This window comes from Scandinavium sp. NPDC088450, assembly GCF_044900545.1.
Classification (GTDB): domain Bacteria; phylum Pseudomonadota; class Gammaproteobacteria; order Enterobacterales; family Enterobacteriaceae; genus Scandinavium.
Genome location: NZ_JBJDNI010000007.1, coordinates 20,331 through 42,289 on the forward strand (window position 1 = coordinate 20,331; position 21,959 = coordinate 42,289).

At 54.0% G+C, this 21,959-nt stretch carries 20 protein-coding genes; 9 read left to right on the plus strand and 11 right to left on the minus strand.

Annotated features, from left to right (window positions below; genetic code table 11):
- The first annotated feature begins 189 nt into the window (after nt 1-189).
- Both lsrR and lsrK read left to right on the plus strand, forming a co-directional pair.
- Nucleotides 190-1,161 (plus strand): transcriptional regulator LsrR, encoded by a 972-nt coding sequence (lsrR, locus tag ACI2I2_RS08160; protein WP_404657471.1) that lies wholly within the window; start codon nt 190-192, stop codon nt 1,159-1,161.
- Between the two features lie 37 nt (nt 1,162-1,198).
- Entirely contained in the window at nt 1,199-2,785 is a 1,587-nt protein-coding gene (gene lsrK / locus ACI2I2_RS08165) for an autoinducer-2 kinase (RefSeq protein ID WP_404657472.1), read from the plus strand.
- On the opposite strand, the gene ACI2I2_RS08170 is transcribed toward lsrK, so the two are convergent.
- The 6 genes from ACI2I2_RS08170 to ACI2I2_RS08195 are packed head-to-tail and all read right to left on the minus strand — an operon-like array spanning nt 2,777 to nt 9,315.
- The gene (locus ACI2I2_RS08170; protein ID WP_404657473.1) at nt 2,777-3,688 is read right to left on the minus strand and encodes a DUF1861 family protein; all 912 of its coding nucleotides are present in this window, start codon (nt 3,686-3,688) and stop codon (nt 2,777-2,779) included. The genes lsrK and ACI2I2_RS08170 overlap by 9 nt on opposite strands.
- Nucleotides 3,689-4,747: a glycoside hydrolase family 130 protein gene (locus ACI2I2_RS08175; protein ID WP_404657474.1), complete on the minus strand. Its 1,059-nt coding sequence runs from the start codon at nt 4,745-4,747 to the stop codon at nt 3,689-3,691.
- Complete coding sequence (locus ACI2I2_RS08180) at nt 4,731-6,314, minus strand: alpha-amylase family glycosyl hydrolase (protein ID WP_404657475.1); 1,584 nt, start codon at nt 6,312-6,314, stop codon at nt 4,731-4,733. Before ACI2I2_RS08180 ends, ACI2I2_RS08175 begins: the two co-directional genes overlap by 17 nt.
- Before the next feature lie 10 nt (nt 6,315-6,324).
- Complete coding sequence (locus ACI2I2_RS08185) at nt 6,325-7,152, minus strand: carbohydrate ABC transporter permease (RefSeq protein WP_404657476.1); 828 nt, start codon at nt 7,150-7,152, stop codon at nt 6,325-6,327.
- Nucleotides 7,153-8,019 carry a carbohydrate ABC transporter permease gene (locus tag ACI2I2_RS08190; protein WP_404657477.1) on the minus strand — a complete coding sequence of 289 codons (867 nt, stop codon included), beginning with the start codon at nt 8,017-8,019 and terminating at the stop codon, nt 7,153-7,155. It abuts the gene before it with no gap.
- 9 nt (nt 8,020-8,028) lie between these two features.
- Nucleotides 8,029-9,315 (minus strand): ABC transporter substrate-binding protein, encoded by a 1,287-nt coding sequence (locus tag ACI2I2_RS08195; protein WP_404657478.1) that lies wholly within the window; start codon nt 9,313-9,315, stop codon nt 8,029-8,031.
- Between the two features lie 335 nt (nt 9,316-9,650).
- Between ACI2I2_RS08195 and ACI2I2_RS08200 the strand changes: the two genes are divergently transcribed.
- The 6 genes from ACI2I2_RS08200 (at nt 9,651) to ACI2I2_RS08225 (ending at nt 17,488) form a co-directional block, all read left to right on the plus strand.
- A complete protein-coding gene (locus ACI2I2_RS08200) occupies nt 9,651-11,039 on the plus strand; it encodes a phosphomannomutase CpsG (protein WP_404657479.1) in 1,389 nt (462 codons plus the stop codon).
- A complete protein-coding gene (locus ACI2I2_RS08205) occupies nt 11,036-12,127 on the plus strand; it encodes an ABC transporter ATP-binding protein (RefSeq protein ID WP_404657480.1) in 1,092 nt (363 codons plus the stop codon). The genes ACI2I2_RS08200 and ACI2I2_RS08205 overlap by 4 nt, the downstream gene beginning before the upstream one ends.
- Nucleotides 12,128-12,275: 148 nt before the next feature.
- Entirely contained in the window at nt 12,276-13,265 is a 990-nt protein-coding gene (locus ACI2I2_RS08210; protein WP_404657481.1) for an alpha/beta fold hydrolase, read from the plus strand.
- Between the two features lie 50 nt (nt 13,266-13,315).
- The gene (locus tag ACI2I2_RS08215) at nt 13,316-14,056 is read left to right on the plus strand and encodes a response regulator (RefSeq protein ID WP_404657482.1); all 741 of its coding nucleotides are present in this window, start codon (nt 13,316-13,318) and stop codon (nt 14,054-14,056) included.
- The gene (locus tag ACI2I2_RS08220; protein ID WP_404657483.1) at nt 14,053-15,357 is read left to right on the plus strand and encodes an ATP-binding protein; all 1,305 of its coding nucleotides are present in this window, start codon (nt 14,053-14,055) and stop codon (nt 15,355-15,357) included. The genes ACI2I2_RS08215 and ACI2I2_RS08220 overlap by 4 nt, the downstream gene beginning before the upstream one ends.
- A gap of 109 nt (nt 15,358-15,466) precedes the next feature.
- Nucleotides 15,467-17,488, plus strand: coding sequence for an FAD-dependent oxidoreductase (locus tag ACI2I2_RS08225; RefSeq protein ID WP_404657484.1), 2,022 nt, complete (start codon nt 15,467-15,469; stop codon nt 17,486-17,488).
- A 26-nt stretch (nt 17,489-17,514) separates the two neighbouring features.
- Here the strand turns inward: ACI2I2_RS08225 and ACI2I2_RS08230 are convergent, their stop codons facing one another.
- The 3 genes from ACI2I2_RS08230 to rlmG all read right to left on the minus strand — a co-directional run bounded on the left by ACI2I2_RS08230 (nt 17,515) and on the right by rlmG (nt 19,701).
- Nucleotides 17,515-17,928 carry a type II toxin-antitoxin system HigA family antitoxin gene (locus tag ACI2I2_RS08230; RefSeq protein ID WP_404657485.1) on the minus strand — a complete coding sequence of 138 codons (414 nt, stop codon included), beginning with the start codon at nt 17,926-17,928 and terminating at the stop codon, nt 17,515-17,517.
- Nucleotides 17,919-18,242: a type II toxin-antitoxin system HigB family toxin gene (locus ACI2I2_RS08235; protein ID WP_404657486.1), complete on the minus strand. Its 324-nt coding sequence runs from the start codon at nt 18,240-18,242 to the stop codon at nt 17,919-17,921. The genes ACI2I2_RS08230 and ACI2I2_RS08235 overlap by 10 nt, the downstream gene beginning before the upstream one ends.
- A 322-nt stretch (nt 18,243-18,564) precedes the next feature.
- Entirely contained in the window at nt 18,565-19,701 is a 1,137-nt protein-coding gene (rlmG, locus tag ACI2I2_RS08240; RefSeq protein WP_404657487.1) for a 23S rRNA (guanine(1835)-N(2))-methyltransferase RlmG, read from the minus strand.
- A gap of 85 nt (nt 19,702-19,786) precedes the next feature.
- Here rlmG and ACI2I2_RS08245 point away from each other — a divergent pair, with 85 nt between their 5' ends.
- Complete coding sequence (locus ACI2I2_RS08245; RefSeq protein WP_404657488.1) at nt 19,787-20,287, plus strand: M48 family metallopeptidase; 501 nt, start codon at nt 19,787-19,789, stop codon at nt 20,285-20,287.
- Between the two features lie 70 nt (nt 20,288-20,357).
- Here ACI2I2_RS08245 and ACI2I2_RS08250 read toward each other — a convergent pair whose 3' ends face one another.
- Together ACI2I2_RS08250 and ACI2I2_RS08255 are read right to left on the minus strand one after the other, a co-directional pair.
- Nucleotides 20,358-21,023 (minus strand): alanine--tRNA ligase-related protein, encoded by a 666-nt coding sequence (locus tag ACI2I2_RS08250; RefSeq protein WP_404657489.1) that lies wholly within the window; start codon nt 21,021-21,023, stop codon nt 20,358-20,360.
- 12 nt (nt 21,024-21,035) lie between these two features.
- Nucleotides 21,036-21,959, minus strand: a complete 924-nt coding sequence (locus ACI2I2_RS08255; protein WP_404657490.1) for a lysine exporter LysO family protein — start codon at nt 21,957-21,959, stop codon at nt 21,036-21,038.

A 21,959-nucleotide genomic window follows, 5' to 3' on the forward strand; every position in this document is an offset into this window, starting at 1 on the left:
TTAGAATTAATAATGTTCAAAAGCGTAGACCGTGAACTATATTTACAACCGTGCAAGGATCACAGTTTTGGCGTTTGGATCGCCCTGCACAGGCTGTCAGTGAAGAAAGATCGGTTTTGCCAGTGGCTTCACACTTTCAGTCCGCGCAACTGCGAACATATGATCTAGATTTTTATAAGAGTTCACTTTATGAGCGAAAAACGCATTACGGAAGAGAGCCGCTACGCCGGGCTGGCGCTGGCGGAAGAAGAATTGGTGGCGCGGGTCGCCTGGTGTTACTACCACGACGGCCTGACCCAGAATGATATTGGCGAACGCCTGGGCCTGCCGAGGCTGAAGATTTCCCGGCTGCTGGAAAAAGGACGTCAGTCGGGGGTGATCCGCGTGCAGATCAACTCTCGCTATGAAGGCTGTCTGGCGCTGGAAACCGAATTACAGCAGCGCTTCGGGCTGAAAATCGCCCGCGTGTTGCCTGCCCTGAACACTCCGCCGATGAATACACGATTAGGCGTCGGGGCCGCGCAGTCCTTAATGGGCGTGCTGGAGCCGGGGCAACTGCTGGCAGTGGGGTTTGGCGAAGCGACCATGAGCTGCATTCAGCATCTGAGCGGGTTTATCGGCTCTCAGCAGATCAGGCTGGTGACGCTCTCTGGCGGCGTTGGGCCTTATATGACGGGCATCGGGCAGTTGGATGCGGCGTGTAGTGTCAGCATGATCCCCGCGCCGTTACGCGTGTCGTCTCCGGAAGTGGCGGAGATCCTGCGGCGTGAATCCAGCGTGCGGGATGTGATCCTCGCGGCGGGCGCGGCAGATGCTGCGGTGGTTGGGATTGGCGCTATTGATCAGCGGAAAGACGCGACGATCCTGCGCTCCGGCTATATCAGCGAAGGCGAACAGCTGATGTACGCCCGCAAAGGCGCAGTCGGCGACATTCTCGGCTATTTCCTGCAAGCGGACGGGCAACGGGTGGAAGGGCTGGAAATCCACCGCGAACTGCTTGGCGTGACTCTCGATGAGCTGGCGCAACTGCCAACCATCGTCGGTGTCGCCGGGGGAGAAGAAAAAGCGCAGGCCATTTATGCGGCCCTTATCGGCAAACGCATCAATGGTCTGGTAACGGAAGAGACAACAGCACGCGCGGTGCTGTCGCTGGCGGGATAACCGCCGCGCGCCGCGCGACAACAGCGAGGCGCACGTCATGAGTTACCTTTTAGCGTTAGACGCCGGCACCGGCAGCATTCGGGCGGTGATTTTCGACCTGGCAGGCCGCCAGATTGCCGTCGGCCAGGCAGAATGGAAGCACCTGAGCGTCGAAGGCGTTCCCGGCTCGATGGAGTTCGACCTTAGCACCAACTGGCAGCTCGCCTGCCAGTGCATCCGCCAGGCGCTGGAGCGCGCTCATATCAGCGCCGCTGACATTAAATCAGTTGCCTGTTGTTCAATGCGCGAAGGGATAGTGCTTTATGACCGCAATGGCGATGCCATCTGGGCCTGCGCCAACGTCGATGCCCGCGCCAGCCATGAAGTCTCTGAGCTGAAAGAAATTCACGATTACCGTTTTGAATCCGAAGTATACGGCGTCTCCGGTCAAACGCTGGCGCTTTCCGCTATGCCGCGCTTGCTGTGGCTGGCGCATCATCGCCCGGATATCTATCGCAAAGCGGCCACCATCACCATGATCAGCGACTGGCTGGCGGCGAGACTTTCCGGTGAACTGGCCGTCGATCCTTCCAATGCGGGCACCACAGGCATGCTCGATTTGTTCAGCCGCGACTGGCGTCCGGCGTTACTGGACATGGCCGGATTGCGGGCAGATATACTTTCCCCTGTAAAAGAAACCGGCACGCTGCTGGGCGCAGTCACCAAAGAAGCCGCGCAGCAAAGTGGCCTGAGAGCGGGCACGCCCGTGGTGATGGGCGGCGGCGACGTGCAGCTAGGCTGCCTGGGCCTGGGCGTGGTGCGAGCCGGACAAACCGCCGTATTGGGCGGCACTTTCTGGCAGCAGGTAGTGAATCTCCCGGAAGTCCGCACCGATCCGGAAATGAATATCCGCGTGAATCCACACGTGATCCCCGGCATGGCGCAGGCTGAGTCGATCTCCTTTTTCACCGGGCTGACCATGCGCTGGTTCCGCGATGCGTTTTGCGCGGAAGAAAAACTGATCGCCGAACGCCTGGGTACAGACACTTATGCCCTGCTGGAAGAAATGGCGAGCCGCGTGCCCGCGGGTTCGCACGGGGTGATGCCGATTTTCTCTGATGCGATGCACTTCAAGCAGTGGTATCACGCCGCGCCGTCGTTCATTAACCTCTCCATCGACCCGGAAAAATGCAACAAAGCCACGCTGTTCCGCGCCCTGGAAGAGAATGCCGCCATTGTCTCGGCCTGCAATCTGGCGCAGATTTCGCAGTTCTCCGGCGTGAAGTTCGATAGCCTGGTCTTCGCCGGCGGCGGATCAAAAGGCGCATTGTGGAGCCAGATTTTAAGCGACGTAACAGGCTTGCCAGTGCGAGTACCTGAAGTGAAGGAAGCCACCGCGCTGGGGTGTGCGATAGCGGCAGGAACAGGCGCGGGGCTTTATCCTGATATGGCAAGCACGGGCGAAAAACTGGTGAGCTGGAGCCGCGTGTTCACACCAAATCGAGAGCACCGAGAACTGTACAAAGGCATGCTGGATAAATGGCAAAAAGTGTATGCCGACCAACTCGGGTTAGTGGATAGCGGGTTGACGACGTCGATGTGGCAGGCTCCGGGGCTGATTAAAACCGTTCGGGCGTCACCGTAAAAAAGGGTCTGGGATTTCGCGCCAGTGAACCTCGCAGTCGCTGGCGCCGCAAAACAGCAGGCACCGCTTGCCGTCGCGGTACAGGCCTCCGGGGAAGATAACGTCCCGTAAGTCTTCGCGTTTGCTTTCACCGGAGAGGAGATCGGCTCTGCTACAGATAATGCGTAATGGAGTCTGTTTTCCGGTGAGGAAATTAAGGCGAAACGTCGCTGCGTAATAGTGGCGATCGCCTTGCGCATCAAAGCAGGCAACGTGTGCCAGTACCCCAACCCATTGCTCATCCAGCAGCCACGCCTCATTCACGCCGCACCAGCTTTCGCTTTCCAGTTGCGCCAGGAGCGTGCCCTGTAAAAACAACGGCGTCGCCAGTTCGCTGAGGCTGTTGATAATCAGCCAGCCAATTTTCCCTCGTCCGCCAATCTCTCCCTGCGGACGAGTGAAGATCAGCAGTCGTTTATCAGGGAGCTGCAGCAGGCGAATATCTTTCATTCCCCATGGGCCCACGGTTAACGGACGCAGCGCGGCTATCGATTTCCCCTGCCACAATTGCGTTCGCCAGCGCAGACCTTTGCCATCCGGGTCAGGCGCCGTTTCTACGCCACCCAATACCCAATCGTTGTCGATTCGGCAGATAAAAGGGTCCTGTAAATCAAACACGGGCAAGTCGTCTGCCAGCATCGCTTCAGCATGCCCCTGCCAGTGAAAAAAACGGATGTGTGAGGCTTCACTGTCCCGGCGCTCTACCCGGGCGGCCATCAGCCATCTTTCGCCTTCGCGGAAAGGGGCGGTTGGGTTGTAAACGTCATAGCCCGCCACACCGCTGAACGTTAGCTTTGTGCTGGCTGCCGATTGTGGGTGCTGGCAATAGTCACGATACAGCGCAGTCGTGGCGGGCAGACTCATTTAGACCAGCTCCAGATGCTGCCACAACTCAGCCATTGAAAGCGTCGCCAGCGCGATGCTCTCATCCGCAGCGCCGTACCAGACATGCAGGGTTTCGTTGCGAATCAGCGCTCCGCAGGTAAAGACCACGTTGCCGAAAAAGCCCTCTCGCTCGTACGGGGCAACAGGCTCCAGCAGGGGCGTTGACGATTTGGCAAGGATTCGTGTGGGGTCCTGAAGATCCAAAAGAAGGGCCCCAAGGCAGTAACGCTGTCTGGCATCCACGCCGTGGTAAATCTCAAGCCATCCTCGATCTGTTTTGAGAAGCGGTGCGCCCCCACCGGATTTCAGCACGTCCCATGAATCCCCCGAGCGTCCCAGTAAGTGGCGGTGATTGCCCCAATGCAGCATATCGGGGGACTCGCAGATCCAGATTTCAGGATGACCAAAATGGCTCGGTGCCGGACGGGTCAACGCCATGTAGCGCCCGTTTATACGCTCGGGGAAAAAGCAGACATCACGGTTATCCGGACAGAAAATCAGCCCTTTCTTTTCTACGCTGACAAAATCGCGCGTGATAGCCAGCGCAGTGGAAATCCCCAACGGCGAAACAGCGGAGTAGTTGATATACCAACAATCATCGAGGCGAGTGATGCGCGCGTCCTCACAGCCGAACTGTTCATACTGGGTGTCCGGCACAATAAAGGCGTGATCGTCGACGGTGAAATTCACGCCATCGCGGCTGCGGGCCAGACGCAGATGCGACATCGACGTCAGCCACAACACGGCGGGATCGCTTTTCAGGACGATGGTGCGCGGATCGCTAAACTCATAACGCGCATCACTGCGGTCAAAAATTTTCTCAGCGAGTTGCCATCTGCCCTGCTGTTCGCTCAGCAACGGCACCACTATCTTGCCGGGATCGGTGCTGTTGATACTTTCCGCCACGCGCACCAGCAGAAGAATATCGCCGTTCACCTCGGCGACACCGGCATTAAATACACAATCAACCTTCCAGCCCGGTCGCGAGGGTTTCACATCCGCAGGGGTGATGAGCGGATTTTTACTGTGCCTTTCCATGAAAACTCCTTTTAATTACACACTGATTTTTACCCAGCCATTCGGCATCCTCGCCATACAGCGTATCCGCCGGGATCTCATACCAGGGGTTTCTGACCCTTTCGCCAAAATTGATGCAAACCCAGACGCTTTCTGCCTCGCACTCGCGCAAAAACAAAATGGCGTCTTGTTCCTGTGCCAGTAACCGATATTCGCCGCGCTGAAGACCTGCCGATGCGCGGCGCAGAGCCAGTAAGCGCTGGTAGTGATGCCAGAGAGAAGCGGGCTCCGCCTGCTGTGAAGCGATATTGACGACCTGCGCATCGTGGGAAAGTGGCATCCAGGGTGTCACCGTTGAAAAACCGGAGAACGGCCTCCCGTTCCAGGCGAGCGGCGAGCGGGAAGCGTCTCTTGAATGGCTCATTGCCTGCTGCAACGCATCCTCATGAGACAGCCCTTGCGCAAGTGCCGTGCTGTACCTGGTTTTTCCCTGAACATCGTAGATATCCGCTTCTGTTTGCGGACGATAGTTGGATAACCCGGCCTCTTCCCCTTGATAAATAAAGGGCACGCCATACGCCGTGAGCTGCAATACCGCCACGGCCGCGGCACGTGCAACATCATGCTCATGTTCGCCGAAGCGACCAATCATTCGCGGCATATCGTGGCTGGAGAAAAAGAGCGTCGGCGGGCCAGTGAGCTGGTCTCGCATCGCCTGTAGCTGCGAGAAGATAACGGAAACATCGAACGTTTTCTGGCTACCCAGATTAAAGTTGAACACGACGTCCATCAGGTCATCACGCTGGTAGCGGCGCAGGACGTCCAGTGAATCACTGCCGATTTCACCGATCAGGAAGTAATCTCCGTGCTCACGAATGTAACCGCACAAGCGCATGAGTACACGCTCCAGGCCCGGCTGATTGACGTCGTGAAGATGCTGCTGCTCGCCGCCTTGTTCCGGGTTATCGGCCCCGGGTCCGTCAGTCGTCAGAAAATTGATGACATCGAAGCGAAAGCCGTCGACACCCAACGCCCGCCAAAAATCGACCACCTGGAAAATCTCTTGTTCGACCTGCGGGTTCTGCCAGTTCAGGTCAATCTGCTCAGGGGAAAATTTATGGTAGTAAAACTCGCCGGTATCGGGTTCGGCTGTCCAGGCGCTGCCAGAGAAAAAGGACTGCCAGTTATTGGGCTTATCCGTAAAAATAAAATAGTCACGGTAGCGGCTGGTGGGGTTGTTCCAGGCATCGACAAACCAGGGATGCCAGGATGAAACATGGTTGAGCACCAGATCGATGACCACCCGAATGCCTCTTCGGTGGCAGGCCTGCACCAGGCGAGTAAAATCTTCGATGTTGCCAAACCGGGAGTCTACCGCGCAGTAGTCGCTGATATCGTAGCCGTTGTCCACCAGCGGAGAAGGGTAGAACGGCGTTATCCAGATCCCGTTGATGCCAAGCCCGGCAAGATAATCCAGTTTTGTCATCAGGCCCGGAAAATCCCCCAGTCCATCGCCATTACCGTCACAAAACGAGGGTAAGTACACCTGATAAAATACCGCATCCTGCCACCATTGCGACTTGTTCATGGGTCTCTCCTTATTTCAGCGACAATGACATGCCCTGAAGGAAGTAATTGCGGAACAGGATGAACAACGCCACCACCGGCAACATCTGCAACACCGATCCGGCGAGCACCGGCCCGAGATAAACGCCATACGATTTGCTGAAGGTGGCAAGCAGCACCGAGAAAGGCATTTTGTCGACGTCGCGCATCACGATGAGCGGCCAGAGAAAGTTGTCCCAGGAGCTGGAAAAGGTGAAGAGTGCGACGATGGCGAGAATCGATTTGTTCAGCGGGATCATCACGTGGCGAAGGATGCCCCAAAGGTTCGCGCGATCCAGTTTAGCCGCAGAGAGATAGTCGTTCGGCGTACCTTTAAAGCTTTGCGACACCATGAAAATGCCCCATGCGCCCACGGCATACGGCAGGATCATCGCGCTGTAGCTGTTGATAAGCCCCAGTTCGCGCATCAGCACAAACTGGGGGATCACAAACATAAAAGCCGGGAAAACCATCTGCACGATCAGCAGATTTTTGAAGGTCTTCTGGCCGAAAAATTCTGTCTTCGCAACGGCGTAACCCACCAGCACCGAGCTCAACGTGACGGAGAGCGTGATGGTAAGTGAGATAAACAGCGAATTGCCCAGGGTCAGAAAAAAGGGCTTGTTCGCCCGCTCGCTGTTATCCAGCAGAAAATGATAGTTCTCCAGCGTCCAGTTCCCGCCAAACAGGGATGAGGTGTAGATCTGTGCCGTGGGTTTGAGCGAAGAGACCAGCATCCAGATAAAGGGATAGAGCCAGCTCAGCGCCAGTAAAAACATCACGGCGTGAACGATCAGGCTTTTAGGCGTTAAGGTTTTCATTCAGACAATCTCGATGTTTTTTTCGAACAGGCGGCGGAAAAGCCAGATCGTCAGGAAGCTGCAGGCGGCAACGAGGATCGACATCATCGCCGCCCAGCTCGGTTTCATTTGTTGAAAGGCCACTTCGTACATCACCACCATTGGGCTGGTGGTACTGTTCAACGGGCCGCCGCCGGTGATGAGATAGGGTTCGGTGAAGATACTGAATGCCACGGTGATGGCCAGCACCATCACCATCACAATTTGCGGGTTCATCATCGGCACGGTGATGGACCAGGTGGTGCGAAAGCGCCCGGTTTTGTCGAGGATCGCCGCGCTGTAGATATCTTTGGGGATCGCCTGCATGCCGGAATAGAGGATCAGCCCGTAATAGCCGACAAATTTCCAGGTCACTATCAGCGCGATAGAGAGCATCGCGCAGTCGGGGCTGGTAAACCACGGCACACTAATTCCCACCGTTTCACGCAAAAAAGCATTCACCGGCCCGTACTCACTGAACATTTTCGAAAACACAATTGAATACGCTACCCCGGAAGAGATATTGGCTAACAGAAAACTTAAGGCAATAAACGCTTTGCCGTAGCGTATTTTCTTCAGCCCGGCGGCAAACAGCATTGAAGCAATAAAAACAATGGGAAGGTAATAAAGCAAAAAGCGAAAGACGTTAAGCATGGCATGCCAGAAAAGTTTGTCGTGAAGGATGCCGATAAAATTATCGATACCGACATACTTCGGCGTGCCAATAAACTGCCAGTGGGTCACGCTCAATAACACCAGCCAAATTAACGGGTAAAACCAGAATACGGAAGAATAAGCTATCCATAAGGAGGCCAGCAGACCTCCCGTCCGTGCATCGCTTTTTGCCATAATAGTCTCTTACTGTTGTAGGGACTGATTCATTTCCTTGCCGGATTGTTCCAGAGCATCAGCAGGACTCTTATCATTAAAAATCACTTCTTCGAGCATCTGGGTCATGCTGCGCTGTATTTCTGTCGTTTTAGTGGTGGCGACCGGAGGAAGCGCAACATCAACATACGAAGCGATTTCCCGCTCAATAGGATTCTTATTGAAATAATCAACAAACAACGGATTGGTTAATAAATCTGAACGTGCTGGCGGCATGCCCGTTGTTTCCAGCCAAAGCCGGTCATTCTCCGCCCGGGAAAAGACCCATTGCATAAACGCCCAGGCTTCCGCCTTGTGCTTACTGGTACTGAAAATCACCATGCCCTTGCTGTCGCCAAACGTGTACGGGTGCGCGGTCCCTTGCTCAGTGAGCATCGGGCCGATTTCAATGGATTTCAGCACTTCAGGGTACTGCTTACGATAACGAGCGATATCCCACGGCCCGCGGGCGGAGGCCAGAACCTGGCCGCTGGCAAGTGGATCGTCCGCCGACGTGAAGTCATAGCTGCTCCAGCCTTGATGGAAAACGTTCCCCATGAAAGCCAGAACTTTTTGGCCCGCATCCGTCGCCAGAGTGGCCTTGTTGTCGGTGATATAAGACTTTCCCTGACTCTGAGCATAAAACAAAGGGATCAAGTCAAACCAACGTTCCCACCAGTTTTTCCCTGCTGTCAGCTGCATGACGTAGCCATTGTTATCGGCTTTACGCAACGCAGCCAGACGGTAAAGGTCGTCATAAGTCCGCGGGACATGATCAAACCCATACTGCTTTAACAAGTCGCCGCGCCACCACCAGACTATCGGATTAACATAAACCGGCAGCACGCTCTGCTGGCCGTTTATCTGCCAGGCCGGGATTAACTCCTCCATTTTTCGCCTGGCGATTAAGTCAGCAAACCCCGGCATGAGCGCTAAATCTTCAACCTGTTTTTGCTCAGTCAACTGACTGGCGAATCCAATGAAAATGTTGCTCGACATATCCGGTTCAGTACCGGACGCCAGCGCATTCATAATGGCTTCTTCTGAACTGCTGGCCGCAGGGATCGGCGTGAATTCGACAGGCATATGGGCGGGATCCTGATTCCACTCTTTGACGATTTTCGTCCACCAGGCTTCTTCATTTTCATTCGGCGCTACCCACATTTTTAGCGTCGCCTGGCTGCGAGCCTGTTCTTTATTATCATCAGGACCGCAGCCCATAAGGGCTATTGAAATAAGCGAAGCCGCCATCCATGTCATGCGTAATCGTATTTTCATGATCGCTCCAGGTTAATTATTTTACGTCTTTTTCCACCAAACGATATATTGAACGCCACGGAGGTTATCACCGGGTATTTTTGTTTAACGTTAAATTCATCACAATTACCATTGTGCTTTGCGCTCATAGTAAATAACAAACATCCACGAACACATAATCAAAACAAAGAAAACAAAAGAAATACATCACTCAGATAAATATAAACAAGCCGTAAAATAAAATAATCATTACGGTATTAGAGCATTATTAATGGGTATCTCACACCATCGTATCCAGTGCGTGGAATATCCCGAAAAAGCATCTTAGCGACTCATAGTCAATTTTAAGGTGAAGAATGGAAGATCTGACCTGTTTTAAAGCCTATGACATTCGCGGTGAAGTGGGTGTGTCGCTGACGGAAGACATCGTGTTTCGCATTGGCCGTGCTTATGGCAGTTGGCTTAAACCACAACGCGTCGTGGTGGGCGGTGACGCACGCTTGACCACACCCGCCTTCCGCCAGGCTCTGAGTCGCGGTTTACAAGCCAGCGGCACAAACGTATTGGATATCGGGATGTGCGGCACTGAAGAAGTCTATTTTGCCACGCAATATCTGAAGGCCGACGGAGGAATTCAGGTCACCGCCAGCCATAATCCCGCGCAATACAACGGTCTGAAACTGGTCCGGGAAAAGGCGATCCCCATTCACGGTGAAAATGGATTAGGGGCAATTAAAGCCCTCGCACAAACGGCCCATTTTCCTGCGGCGTCGCGAGCAGGCAACTGCACACAAATGAACTGCCGCTCAGCCTGGGTCGATCATCTTCTGACCTATCTTCACCTTCCGCCCCAACGCCGCTTGCGCATTGTCGTTAATGCAGGACACGGCGCTGCGGGGCCTGCCTTTGATGCACTGGCCACAGCGTTAAGCGAACGCGGAGTCGAGCTCGACGTTATCCGCCTGTGCCACCAGCCTGATGGCACATTTCCTGCCGGTGTACCAAATCCCATGCTGAAGGAAAATCGCCAAAAAACTCGCGAAGCCGTTCTTCACTATCAGGCGGATTTCGGCATCGCCTGGGATGGCGATTTCGACCGCTGCTTTTTCTTTGATGAATGCGGTGAGTTTATCGAAAGCTATTATCTGGTTGGCCTGTTTGCTCGCCAGCGTTTAGCGAGCTATCCAGGCGACACTATTCTGCTCGACCCACGGCTGACCTGGAATACGCTCGAAAGCGTCCAGCAAGCCGGTGGGCAGGCGCTTATTTCCCGTACCGGCCATGCTTTCATCAAAGCGCGAATGCGTGAGGAAAATGCACTTTATGGCGGGGAAATGAGCGGGCATCACTACTTCCGCGAGTTTGGCTACTGCGACAGCGGAATGATCCCTCTGGTAGTGATGCTGCAGATTCTTGGCACTGCATGCTGCCCGCTTTCACACCTGATTCGTGAAGCCCAGCAGCGTTATCCTGTCTCAGGAGAGATCAATCTGGATGTGCTGAGTCCGACGGAAATCCTGCGATACGTCTCGCAGCATTACACCGAAAAAGGCGGCAAGCGCGATGATTGCGACGGGGTGAGCGTCGATTTTCCTCTGTGGCGCTTTAACCTGCGCGCCTCTAATACCGAACCGCTGCTGAGGGTCAACGTTGAAACACGTCATGACCCTCAGTTGCTGAAAAATAAAACGGCTGAACTGCTCGCGCTTATTGCCTCATTTCCCTCTTCAGGACGACCATCATGACCGCCTTAAGTCTCTGCAATATTCATAAAAAATATGGCAAATCCACGATCATCGAGAACCTGTCTTTAGAGATCGCTTCGGGAGAATTTATCGTGCTGGTCGGCCCTTCCGGCTGCGGAAAATCGACGCTTTTGCGATTGATTGCCGGGCTGGAATCACCCGACGGCGGTACCCTGAAAATGGGTGAGGAAGACGTCACGCATCTGGCAGCGGGTAAGCGCAGTTTATCGATGGTCTTTCAATCTTACGCTCTCTATCCGCACATGACCGTGCGCCAAAATCTGGCCTTCGGCCTGAAGAATATGAAAACCCCTGCGGCCGACATTGAAAAACGGATTGCCCGCGCAGCCAGCATGTTGAAACTCGATGACATGATGGATCGCCTGCCGCAGAACCTTTCTGGTGGGCAGCGTCAACGCGTGGCAATTGGCCGCTCAATCGTGCAACAGCCAGAACTGTTTCTGTTTGATGAGCCGTTGTCGAATCTCGATGCCGCACTGCGGGTTGAGATGCGCCAGGAGATTCAGGAACTGCACCACCAACTGCGTAACACCATGATTTATGTCACGCATGATCAGATAGAAGCCATGACCCTGGCCGACAGGATTGTGGTGCTCTATAAGGGCAAAATCGAGCAGACAGGTTCGCCCCTGGAACTGTATAACCGCCCGGCAAATCTCTTCGTGGCCGAATTTATCGGCACACCCAAAATCAATGTGCTGCCGGCAAAATGGCATCTGAACGGCATGCTGCTCAACGACGAACGGTTCATCCCCCTCAGCGTAAAGCCGTCTGGCGTGTGTGAAGGTGACAAACTGTTTGTCGCGGTGCGTCCGGAACATCTTCACCCGCACGGACAAGGCGAAATATGCCTGGATGTCGTGACCCGACTTTGCGAGCTTCAGGGCGATTCCACGCTGGTGTGGTGTCAATTCGGCACCCAGGATCTTTGCCTGAAATCTTTCCAACAGCTGGATTATGCGCCACGGTCGGCGCTAACTGTCAGCGTGAACGAAGCTGACCTGCATTTTTTTGACGGCCTGGGGAAACGGCTGGCACCGGGGTTGGTACGTTCCCCCTCGGCCTGAAACGGCACCGCACGTGTTTTGTATCTCACTGTATCTGAGGCCAGGCCGCATACACAGTTATGCAAAAAGGGCGGGGGCAGAACACATGCCCTATACATCCCAATGATGAGATAGCTCCGTCAACATAACCCTTAACGGAGCGATCATCATGTTCACCAAACTGACAGCATCATCGTGGGTTGCCGCCCTTTCTCTCTCCACCGTTGCGGCCTGCCAGGCCGAAGAAACCACTTTCAATGTCGACCATCAGCAGCATATTCAGGCCGGGGTGCTGAACGTCGGCTATATCGACATCGGGCCTAAAAATGGCCAGGCGGTGATCCTGCTGCATGGCTGGCCCTACGACGCACGCAGCTTTGCCGATGTTGCACCGCAGCTTGCCCGCCAGGGCTATCGGGTGATTGTGCCGGATCTGCGCGGCTTTGGAACCACCCGCTTCCTCTCTGCGCAGACCCCGCGTAATGGTCAACCTTCAGCGCTGGCAAAAGACACGGTGGATCTGATGGATGCGCTGCACATCAAACAGGCCGTTTTTGCGGGCTATGACTGGGGGGCCAGAACGGCAGATATCGTCGCCGCCCTGTGGCCAGAACGCGTAAAAGCCCTGGTGTCAGTCAGCGGCTACCTGATCAGCAGCCAGCAAATTGGTGAAAAGCCGCTGCCCCCCAAAGCGGAACAGCAATGGTGGTATCAATTTTACTTTGCCACCCCACGCGGGGCCGCAGGTTATGCGCAGAACACTCATGACTTCGCCAAACTTATCTGGCAACAGGCCTCGCCAGGCTGGAAATTCAGCGATGCCACCTTCAATGCCAGCGCAAAAGCGCTCGATAATCCGGATCACGTCGCGGTGACGCTCAGCAATTACCGCTGGCGTCAGGGTCTGGAAAAAGGCGAAGCGAAGTACAGCGCCTATGAACAAAAACTGGCGACGTTGCCTGCCATCAGCGTGCCGACAATTACCATTGAAGGGGATGACAACGGCGCACCGCATCCGGACCCCAAAGTCTACGCCGCCAAATTTACCGGCAAGTATCAGCATCTCACCTTTACGGGCAACATTGGCCATAATCCGCCGCAGGAAGCCCCGCAGGAGTTTGCCAAAGCCGTGGTCGACGCTGACCAGCTTTCACGCTAAAAGCGGCTATGCTTTTTCCCAGACTTCCCTTTCAACGTCAGGAGCGTCGGGTGGATCACATTGACCATATTCTGGTTGTCGATGACGACCGCGATATTCGTGAGCTGGTGGTTGATTACCTGCTGAAATCAGGTTATCGCGCCAGCGGAGCGGGCAACGGCAAAGAAATGCGCGCCGCGCTGGAGAAACAGCATGTGGATCTGGTGGTGCTGGATGTGATGATGCCCGGCGATGACGGCCTGACACTGTGCCGCCAGTTGCGCAGCGGTGAGCATAAAGATCTGCCGATTCTGATGCTGACCGCGCGGAGCGATGACACTGACCGGATAATCGGCCTGGAAATGGGGGCCGATGATTATGTCATCAAACCTTTTGTCGCTCGTGAGCTTCTGGCGCGGATCAAAGCTATCCTGCGCCGCTTCCGCACGCTTCCCCCGAATTTGCAGATCACCGAAGCCGGGCGACTGATTGCTTTTGGCGACTGGCAGTTGGACACCGCCACTCGCCAGTTGCTGGACAACGAAGGGACTTTCATTGCGCTGAGCGGCGCGGAATATCGCCTTTTACGGGTATTTCTCGATCACCCTCAGCGGGTACTCACGCGCGACCAGTTGCTTAATCTGACCCAGGGAAGGGATGCTGAACTCTTCGAACGCTCTATTGATCTGCTGATCAGCCGTGTGCGCCAGCGCCTTAATGACGATGCGCGTACGCCCGCTTATATTAAAACCGTGCGCAGCGAAGGCTATGTGCTGGCGATGCCGGTGATGATAAAAGAACGCCGGGAATGACTTTGTGGCCCCGATCGCTGCTGGCAAGGCTCAGTCTTGTCGTCCTGGCAGGGCTCCTGCTGGCCAACGGACTGAGCCTGACACTGGTAATGATCGAACGCACCAGCAGCGTGCGCAATGTGATGCTGGGGAATCTTGAGTACGACGTTGCGACCAGCGTGGCGATCCTCGATCGCTTACCTGCCGCAGAGCGCCATGAGTGGCTGCCAAAGCTGGCGCGCGGCAATTACCGCTACATTCTGGGCCCCGGTGAGGCAGGTCATCCCCCCAGCGATAAGCGCTCCCGCGACGCCATTCGTTCATTAGCGGCAACGCTGGAAGGGCGCTATCCTCTGCATTTTACCACCGTCCCCGGCCCGGTTTCCCATATTCAGGCTCACATCACGCTGCATGATGGTAGCCCGCTGACACTCGATTTACTCCCGCAAATGCCCCCCGTCGCCCGCTGGCTCCCGACAGTAGTGACTGTTCAGCTGCTGCTGGTTCTGCTCTGCGCCTGGCTGACGGTGAGGATGGTGATCCGCCCGTTTACCCGCTTTATTGGTGCTGTCGACAACTTGCAGCCCACGTCCGGTGAGGCGCAGATTTTACCGGAACAAGGGCCGCGAGAGGTTCAGCAAGCTGCCCGGGCCTTCAATGCCATGCAGGAGAGGATCCAGGGGCATCTGAAAGAGCGGGCACACATTCTGGCCGCCATTTCCCACGATCTGCAAACGCCGATCACCCGCATGAAGCTGCGGGTAGAAATGGCGGACGATCCTACCCTGAGCGATAAGCTGATGCAGGATCTCGACACCATGACGCAGCTGGTCCGGGAAGGCATTGCTTACGCCCGTTCGGCCGACAGGCTGGAAGAGCCACTTCAGCGCATTGCCCTGCCGGCTTTTCTGGACAGCCTCACCTGTGATTACACCGATATCGGGCACGATGTGACTTTTCAGAGCAACACGCCCACGCTGGCTATCGCTACGCGTCCGCAAGCGTTGCGGCGGGTGATCACCAATCTGCTGGATAATGCCCTGAAATATGGCGGAAATGCTGAGCTGTCACTCGCCCTGAGCGGGGAAAAGACTCTGCTTATCTCCGTCAGTGACAATGGGCAAGGCATTCCCGAGGATGAACTGGAAGCGGTATTACAGCCCTTTTATCGCATTGAGAATTCCCGCAACCGCGCCACGGGCGGCACGGGCCTGGGGCTGGCTATCGCGGCGCAACTGGTTGCGCGCCTCGGCGGACAACTGCAGTTGCGAAATCGCCCGGAAGGCGGTTTGCAGGTGTGCATCACCTTACCGCTGACGTAATTTGACCGCTATCACAATCACCGCACGCCCCCTTTCCCCTTTTGCCTCACGAAAGCTAAATTAACAACTCATCCGACCACATAACAATAATTTTACACTGGAAGCGATTATGAGCCACTACCCGTCACTGTTTGCCCCGCTCGATCTGGGCTTCACCACCCTGAAGAACCGCGTTCTGATGGGGTCGATGCACACCGGGCTGGAAGAGCGCCCGGACGGCACTGAACGACTGGCCGCCTTTTATGCTGAGCGCGCCCGTCACGGCGTGGGGCTGATTGTCACGGGTGGCGTGGCACCTGCGCTTTCAGGCGTGGGGATGGAAGGCGGCGCAGTGCTCAACGAGGCCAGCCAGCTGGCGCATCATCGACCGGTGACTGACGCGGTGCATAAAGAAGGCGGCAAAATTGCGCTGCAAATTCTCCACACCGGGCGTTACAGCTATCAGCCTCGCCCGGTGGCCCCTTCTGCGCTTCAGGCTCCTATCAACCGCTTTAAGCCGCACGCGCTGACGCACGATGAAATTCTGGTGCTGATTGACGACTTTGCGCAGTGTGCCCTGCTCGCCCGCGAAGCAGGCTATGACGGCGTGGAAGTGATGGGCTCTGAAGGCTATCTGATTAACGAATTTCTGGCGGCGCGAACCAACCAGCGTGAAGACGAATGGGGCGGCAGCTGGGAAAAACGCATGCGCTTTGCCGTTGAAGTCGTTCGTGCCGTGCGTGAACGTGTCGGTGATGACTTCATCATTATCTACCGTTTATCCATGCTGGACCTGGTGGAAGGCGGTGGCAACTTCGAGGAAACCGTCCAGTTGGCACAAGCCATTGAAGCGGCGGGCGCAACGATCATCAACACCGGGATTGGCTGGCACGAAGCACGCATTCCGACTATCGCCACGCCTGTGCCGCGTGGGGCTTTCACGTGGGTTACGCGTAAGCTTAAAGGCAAAGTGAACATTCCTCTGGTCACCACCAACCGCATTAACGATCCGCAGGTTGCCGATGAGATCCTCGAACGCGGTGATGCGGATATGGTGTCGATGGCGCGGCCGTTCCTTGCAGATGCTGAGTTGCTTTCCAAAGCGCAAAGCGGGCGAGCCGATGAGATCAATACCTGCATCGGCTGTAATCAGGCCTGTCTCGACCAAATCTTTATGGGCAAAGTGACCTCTTGTCTTGTGAACCCGCGCGCCTGCCATGAAACGCGGATGCCAATGGTGCCTGCCCAACAGAAAAAAAATCTGGCGGTTGTTGGCGCGGGGCCTGCAGGGCTTGCTTTCGCCGTCAATGCCGCCGCCCGTGGACATCAGGTCACGCTGTTTGATGCATCCGGTGAAATCGGTGGGCAGTTCAATATCGCCAAGCAAATCCCAGGTAAAGAAGAATTTTACGAAACACTGCGCTATTACCGCCGGATGATTGAGATCCACGGGGTGAAGCTGGAGCTGAACCGCTTTGTGAGCACGGAAGATCTGGCCGGGTTCGATGAAACGATCCTCGCGACGGGTATTGAGCCGCGAATGCCTGCCATCGAGGGGATCGATCATCCGAAAGTGCTGAACTATCTGGATGTGCTGCGCGATAAAACCCCGGTCGGGCAGAAAGTGGCCATCATCGGCTGCGGCGGGATCGGCTTTGATACTGCGATGTATTTAAGCCAGCCGGGCGAGGCCACCAGCCAGAATATCGCCGAATTTTGTGTGGAATGGGGCATTGATACCAGCCTGAGCCAACAAGGTGGATTGCGTCCTGAAGGCCCGCAGCTTCACCCAAGCCCGCGCCAGATAGTGATGTTGCAACGCAAAGCCAGCAAACCCGGCGAAGGGTTGGGGAAAACAACCGGCTGGATCCATCGCACAACTTTGCTGGCGCGCGGTGTGAAGATGATCCCGGCCGTGAGCTACGAGAAGATTGACGATCAGGGTCTGCACGTGACGATCGGCGGGGAGCCGCAGTTATTGGCGGTGGATAACGTGATTATCTGTGCAGGCCAGGAACCACGCCGCGAACTGGCTGATTCGTTACGTTCTGCCGGGAAGCCGGTGCATCTGATTGGCGGGTGTGATGTGGCGATGGAACTGGATGCCCGTCGGGCGATTGCTCAGGGCACGAAGCTGGCGCTGGAGATTTAACGACTCTCCCCTCGCCGGGGAGCATATCAGTCGATAAACATCGCGGGAGAGATGCCAAACCGCTTCGACAGCTTTTTGGCATGCTCCAGCGTCAGCTTCCGTTTGCCATTCACAACGCGTGATACCATCGATTTGCTGCCGATTTCCGGGAAATCGGAGAGGGTTAAATTGTACTGATGCATCAAAGTGCTGAGGACCGCTACGCCTGAAGGAATCGATGCCATAAGCGCATTAAACTCGGCAAACTCCGGCGCAGATTTTTCATAGGCGGTAATAGTATTGCAGGCGATCTCCAGTAATGGGTTCTCAGGATCGTTGAGTAACAGATATTCGATAAACTTAAGCGCATCGTCATGCTGCTGTTCATTTTGAATCCCAACCAGGAAAGGTGCGCTCGCCGTCAGCGCTTCCCCCGCCTTCAATATGTCAGCTATAACCATTTGTTTTTCCTTTTTGTACGGTGCATGACAGTGAATGAATCGTACTCTTTGTGCGTAAACACATGACGAACATAAAACTTCTGGCTTTCAAAAAAGATCAGGGCAATCAACCTCAGTTCGTTATGCCCCAGATTGATGACATAGTGCTTATCGAGGTACTTAAAATTGTCCAGTGAGGAAAACTGCGATCGCAACTCTTCCGGTGTTGTGAAGTAGCCCTTCTGGACAGTAATGCCTAATTGCGCGAGCTCAACCCGGTGTTGCGGAAACCTTTTCCCAGCGTCTTTCAATGCTTTTTCTGATATCAAGTGCATCTCATCTTATCCCTGACAAAATGGTTATGCAATGCGCAAAGTTGCCAAACTGGCAACTCTTCATGTTAAGCGCCGACGAGGAAAATTAAGGGAAAGAGTAAGGACTTCACCAGTCTTAACGCGGGATGAGTGGGGATTAGTTGAAGAATTGCGTACACGCTTTCAGAAAAGGCTGCGGTTTAGGGGGGATTAGAGAGGATATCGCCTTTTCCCCCTCTCCCTAGCCCTCTCCCTCAGGGAGAGGGAACCAATCGGAGGCAGGTTTGGCTTTCTCCCTCTCCTTTTGGGAGAGGGTCGGGGAGAGGGAGACAACCGGCTAAAACTAGCGCTTACGGCCCAGCTTCACGGCTTTGAGGATCACAAACTTTTTGTTGGTGGCGACGGTGGTGCAGTTGCCGAAGATCTTCTTCAGTTTGTGGAAATAATCCAGGTGGCGGTTCGCCACGATAACCAGCTCGCCGTTGATCTTCAGGCAGCGGCGCGCGTGGTGGAACATTTCCCAGGCTACGCCATCGGTCAGGGCATGCTGCTGGTGGAACGGCGGGTTACACAGCACCGCGTTGAAGCGGAAAGGCTCCACACCGGAGAGGGCGTTGTTGATCATAAACTCGCAGCGATCCAGCGCTTCTGGCATGTTGGATTCCACGTTCAGTCGGCTTGAAGCGACCGCCATTGGCGATTCATCGACAAACACCACGCTCGCCAGCGGGTTTTGTTCCAGCAGCGTCAGGCCTACCACACCGTTACCGCAGCCCAGATCGACAATTTCCCCTTCCAGATCTTTCGGCAAATGCTCCATAAAGAAGCGCGCGCCGATATCCAGACCCGTACGAGAAAAGACGTTCGCGTGGTTGTGAATGGTCCAGTCTGTGCCTTCCAGTTTCCAGCTCGTGACCTGCGGCTCTTCTTTCAGCGCAGGTGCGGTGAAGGTGCAGTTGATGAGGCGCGCCTTTTTCCACGCCAGCGACGTGGTGGTGGTGCCGAGGATTTTCTCGAACAGCTCCAGCGTGGAGTTGTGCACATCACGCGCTTTGGTGCCGCCAATGATGCGAGTTTCCGGCGTCACGACATTGCGCAACGCGCGTAACTGCTGTTCGAGCAATGCCAGCGTTTTCGGGATTTTGATCAGCACAACTGCCGGGGCCTGCGGATACTCTGCGGTACTGTCGCGGAAGGTGACGCTGTTTTCCGCGATGTCGTTATGGCGCAGGTTTTCACGTGTCGCCAGCTCGCTTAAATACGAGTCGCCAATGCTGTACGGCTTGTGTTCAGCAAGAGCACACGCCAGCGCACCGAAAGTGTCGTTAAAAATAAGGACCGGGCCGCTGATGTCGGTGCCGTCCAGTTGTTGCAGCAGATACTCGTCTGCCGCTTCCCACGCCTGAAGTGGGCTGACCTCGTCCGTTTCCGGGAAACGTTTTAGTGTCAGTGAACGGAAACCGTTGTCTGATTGGCTCATCGGCCCTCCTGGATGATAAAATTCGGTGGAATCCCCGTTTGGGGGGCCGTGAGTATACCCTTTTTTCCTGCAATCCGAGACAAGCATGAGCGAACTGACGTACTTAAGTGGTTATCCCGAACATCTTCTTGCCCAGGTTCGCACCCTGATTGCCGAACAGCGCCTTGGCGACGTTCTGAAAAAGCGCTATCCGGAAAGCCATGATATTACGAATGATAAAGCGCTTTGGGCCTTCACTCAGGAACTGAAAAACCGCTATATGCGCAGTGCTCCCCCCATCAACAAAGTGATGTTCGACAACAAAATCCATGTGCTGAAAAATGCGTTGGGGCTGCACACGGCGGTGTCCCGGGTTCAGGGCGGCAAGCTGAAAGCAAAGGCAGAAATCCGTGTTGCCACGGTGTTCCGTAACTCACCGGAAGCCTTCTTAAGGATGATTGTGGTGCATGAACTGGCGCATTTAAAAGAAAAAGACCACAACAAAGCGTTCTATCAGTTGTGCTGCCACATGGAACCGCAGTATCACCAGCTTGAGTTTGATACCCGCCTGTGGCTCACCCAGTTGTCACTGCCTGGTTCTGCGTGAGGGCTGCATCCGGATGCCCTCAGCAAACGCAGAGTGCTTATACGAACCTTGAGACTAAATTATGCAAAGGCTATTTATTTTCATCTGATAAGTATATTTCAATTCGATTAATGCCTTTGCCTTTATTTTTCTTTGTGAGTTTAATTTCACCAACCTCTGAAATGTTTTTTACATGGGTACCACAGCATGGCATTTGAATATCACGACAACACCAGGTACGAAGATTATTCTGTTGTTTAAATGACACTGGCTCACCAGTACCGATAAACTCATTGACGGTATCTTCCAGTTTCTTCAATGAGTCCGCAGTCAGGTTTTCAGCAAGGCAATAATCAGTGCGATCTTTTTTGTCATTCACAAATGAACCTTCTACTGAAATAAAATCCGCACTCAGACTTAGATAATGTTCGACGAGATGGCTCGCTGTATGCAGACGCATTGTTTTTCGACGGATGCTCTCATCAATTACACCGTTGACTTGCTGTCCTTGTGTAAATAATTTTGTATCAATAAAATGTTTGATAGGTGCATTAAAATCAAGATGATGTTTATCCTGTACGTCGACTTCCACTGTACTAACCTCAACACCATTGAGCGTGCCTTTATCACATTGTTGATTACCTGAAAGTGGGTAGAATAATGTCTTGTCGAGTATAATAAATCCTTCACCCAAAAATGTCACGATCGCCTGAAAGTTCCCATCATAAGGGTTTTCATCAAAAAGCCGTATTGTCATTATTCGATACTCCTAGAGACTAAAAAAGAATGGGATTAAAAAAGGAACCATGACCGTAATGATTCCTCCAGAAAGCAGAGCGACGGGGACATAAGAAATACCACAATGCTTTTCAATGATCGGGAGGGTGACATCCATTGCTGTCGCCCCTGCAACACCTATCGCAACATTCCCACTCCCTATACGTGAAAGCGTCGGGATAAGAAGCAAAGCAAAGACTTCCCGGAATAAGTCACAAAGAAAGGCGACAGAACCCAATAAGGGGTCTCCCATTTTTGTAAATAACAGACCAGAAAGGGTATACCAGCCAAATCCTGAACTCACAGCCAGACTCTGTACTAAACTCAGGGGAATAAATAACGATACCAGTGCCGCACCAAGATAAGATGCCACTACAGTGAGACCTGTCATGACAAGATTTTGTCGATTAAAAAATATCTCTTTAATCGACATTCCTGAATTTGATAATTTTATTGCGATAATAAATATGAGGAGATAAAGCAGTACAGAAATCAACAATCCATAATCTATCATTGGCACATACTGACGGTAACCAATGACAAATCCAAATACGACCAAACTGGCAAGTAATAACGGATCTTTAATGTATCCTATGATATTGAATGAAGACTGCCCTACTTGACTCTCTGCTTTCGTCAGTGAAATTCCTGAGTAGAAGATAGCCAGAACAACGGCTATTGCGAAAGAAGAAGCAAAAGCGACGCTCAGCGCACTGATACCGACATGATTCATTTGTTTAATGATGTCAGGAATCTGGCCAATGGTTACTCCCATCAAAATAAGTAGGGAATAAAGACATACCGTTGATATTTTGTCCACCAGAGGCATCGATAATGATGGTAGTACTCGTCGAATATTATAACCCAATATAAATGCAGCCAGAATGGGTAAAAGATTTTCCAGTGCTATGCTCAT

Excerpts from the sequence above, each read along its gene's own strand:
- lsrR (WP_404657471.1), top strand. The coding sequence starts at position 190 with ATGAGCGAAAAACGCATTACGGAAGAGAGCCGCTACGCCGGGCTGGCG.
- lsrK (WP_404657472.1), top strand. The coding sequence starts at position 1,199 with ATGAGTTACCTTTTAGCGTTAGACGCCGGCACCGGCAGCATTCGGGCG.
- ACI2I2_RS08170 (WP_404657473.1), bottom strand. The coding sequence starts at position 3,688 with ATGAGTCTGCCCGCCACGACTGCGCTGTATCGTGACTATTGCCAGCAC.
- ACI2I2_RS08175 (WP_404657474.1), bottom strand. The coding sequence starts at position 4,747 with ATGGAAAGGCACAGTAAAAATCCGCTCATCACCCCTGCGGATGTGAAA.
- ACI2I2_RS08180 (WP_404657475.1), bottom strand. The coding sequence starts at position 6,314 with ATGAACAAGTCGCAATGGTGGCAGGATGCGGTATTTTATCAGGTGTAC.
- ACI2I2_RS08185 (WP_404657476.1), bottom strand. The coding sequence starts at position 7,152 with ATGAAAACCTTAACGCCTAAAAGCCTGATCGTTCACGCCGTGATGTTT.
- ACI2I2_RS08190 (WP_404657477.1), bottom strand. The coding sequence starts at position 8,019 with ATGGCAAAAAGCGATGCACGGACGGGAGGTCTGCTGGCCTCCTTATGG.
- ACI2I2_RS08195 (WP_404657478.1), bottom strand. The coding sequence starts at position 9,315 with ATGAAAATACGATTACGCATGACATGGATGGCGGCTTCGCTTATTTCA.
- ACI2I2_RS08200 (WP_404657479.1), top strand. The coding sequence starts at position 9,651 with ATGGAAGATCTGACCTGTTTTAAAGCCTATGACATTCGCGGTGAAGTG.
- ACI2I2_RS08205 (WP_404657480.1), top strand. The coding sequence starts at position 11,036 with ATGACCGCCTTAAGTCTCTGCAATATTCATAAAAAATATGGCAAATCC.
- ACI2I2_RS08210 (WP_404657481.1), top strand. The coding sequence starts at position 12,276 with ATGTTCACCAAACTGACAGCATCATCGTGGGTTGCCGCCCTTTCTCTC.
- ACI2I2_RS08220 (WP_404657483.1), top strand. The coding sequence starts at position 14,053 with ATGACTTTGTGGCCCCGATCGCTGCTGGCAAGGCTCAGTCTTGTCGTC.
- ACI2I2_RS08225 (WP_404657484.1), top strand. The coding sequence starts at position 15,467 with ATGAGCCACTACCCGTCACTGTTTGCCCCGCTCGATCTGGGCTTCACC.
- ACI2I2_RS08230 (WP_404657485.1), bottom strand. The coding sequence starts at position 17,928 with ATGGTTATAGCTGACATATTGAAGGCGGGGGAAGCGCTGACGGCGAGC.
- ACI2I2_RS08235 (WP_404657486.1), bottom strand. The coding sequence starts at position 18,242 with ATGCACTTGATATCAGAAAAAGCATTGAAAGACGCTGGGAAAAGGTTT.
- rlmG (WP_404657487.1), bottom strand. The coding sequence starts at position 19,701 with ATGAGCCAATCAGACAACGGTTTCCGTTCACTGACACTAAAACGTTTC.
- ACI2I2_RS08245 (WP_404657488.1), top strand. The coding sequence starts at position 19,787 with ATGAGCGAACTGACGTACTTAAGTGGTTATCCCGAACATCTTCTTGCC.
- ACI2I2_RS08250 (WP_404657489.1), bottom strand. The coding sequence starts at position 21,023 with ATGACAATACGGCTTTTTGATGAAAACCCTTATGATGGGAACTTTCAG.
- ACI2I2_RS08255 (WP_404657490.1), bottom strand. The coding sequence starts at position 21,959 with ATGAGCATAGCACTGGAAAATCTTTTACCCATTCTGGCTGCATTTATA.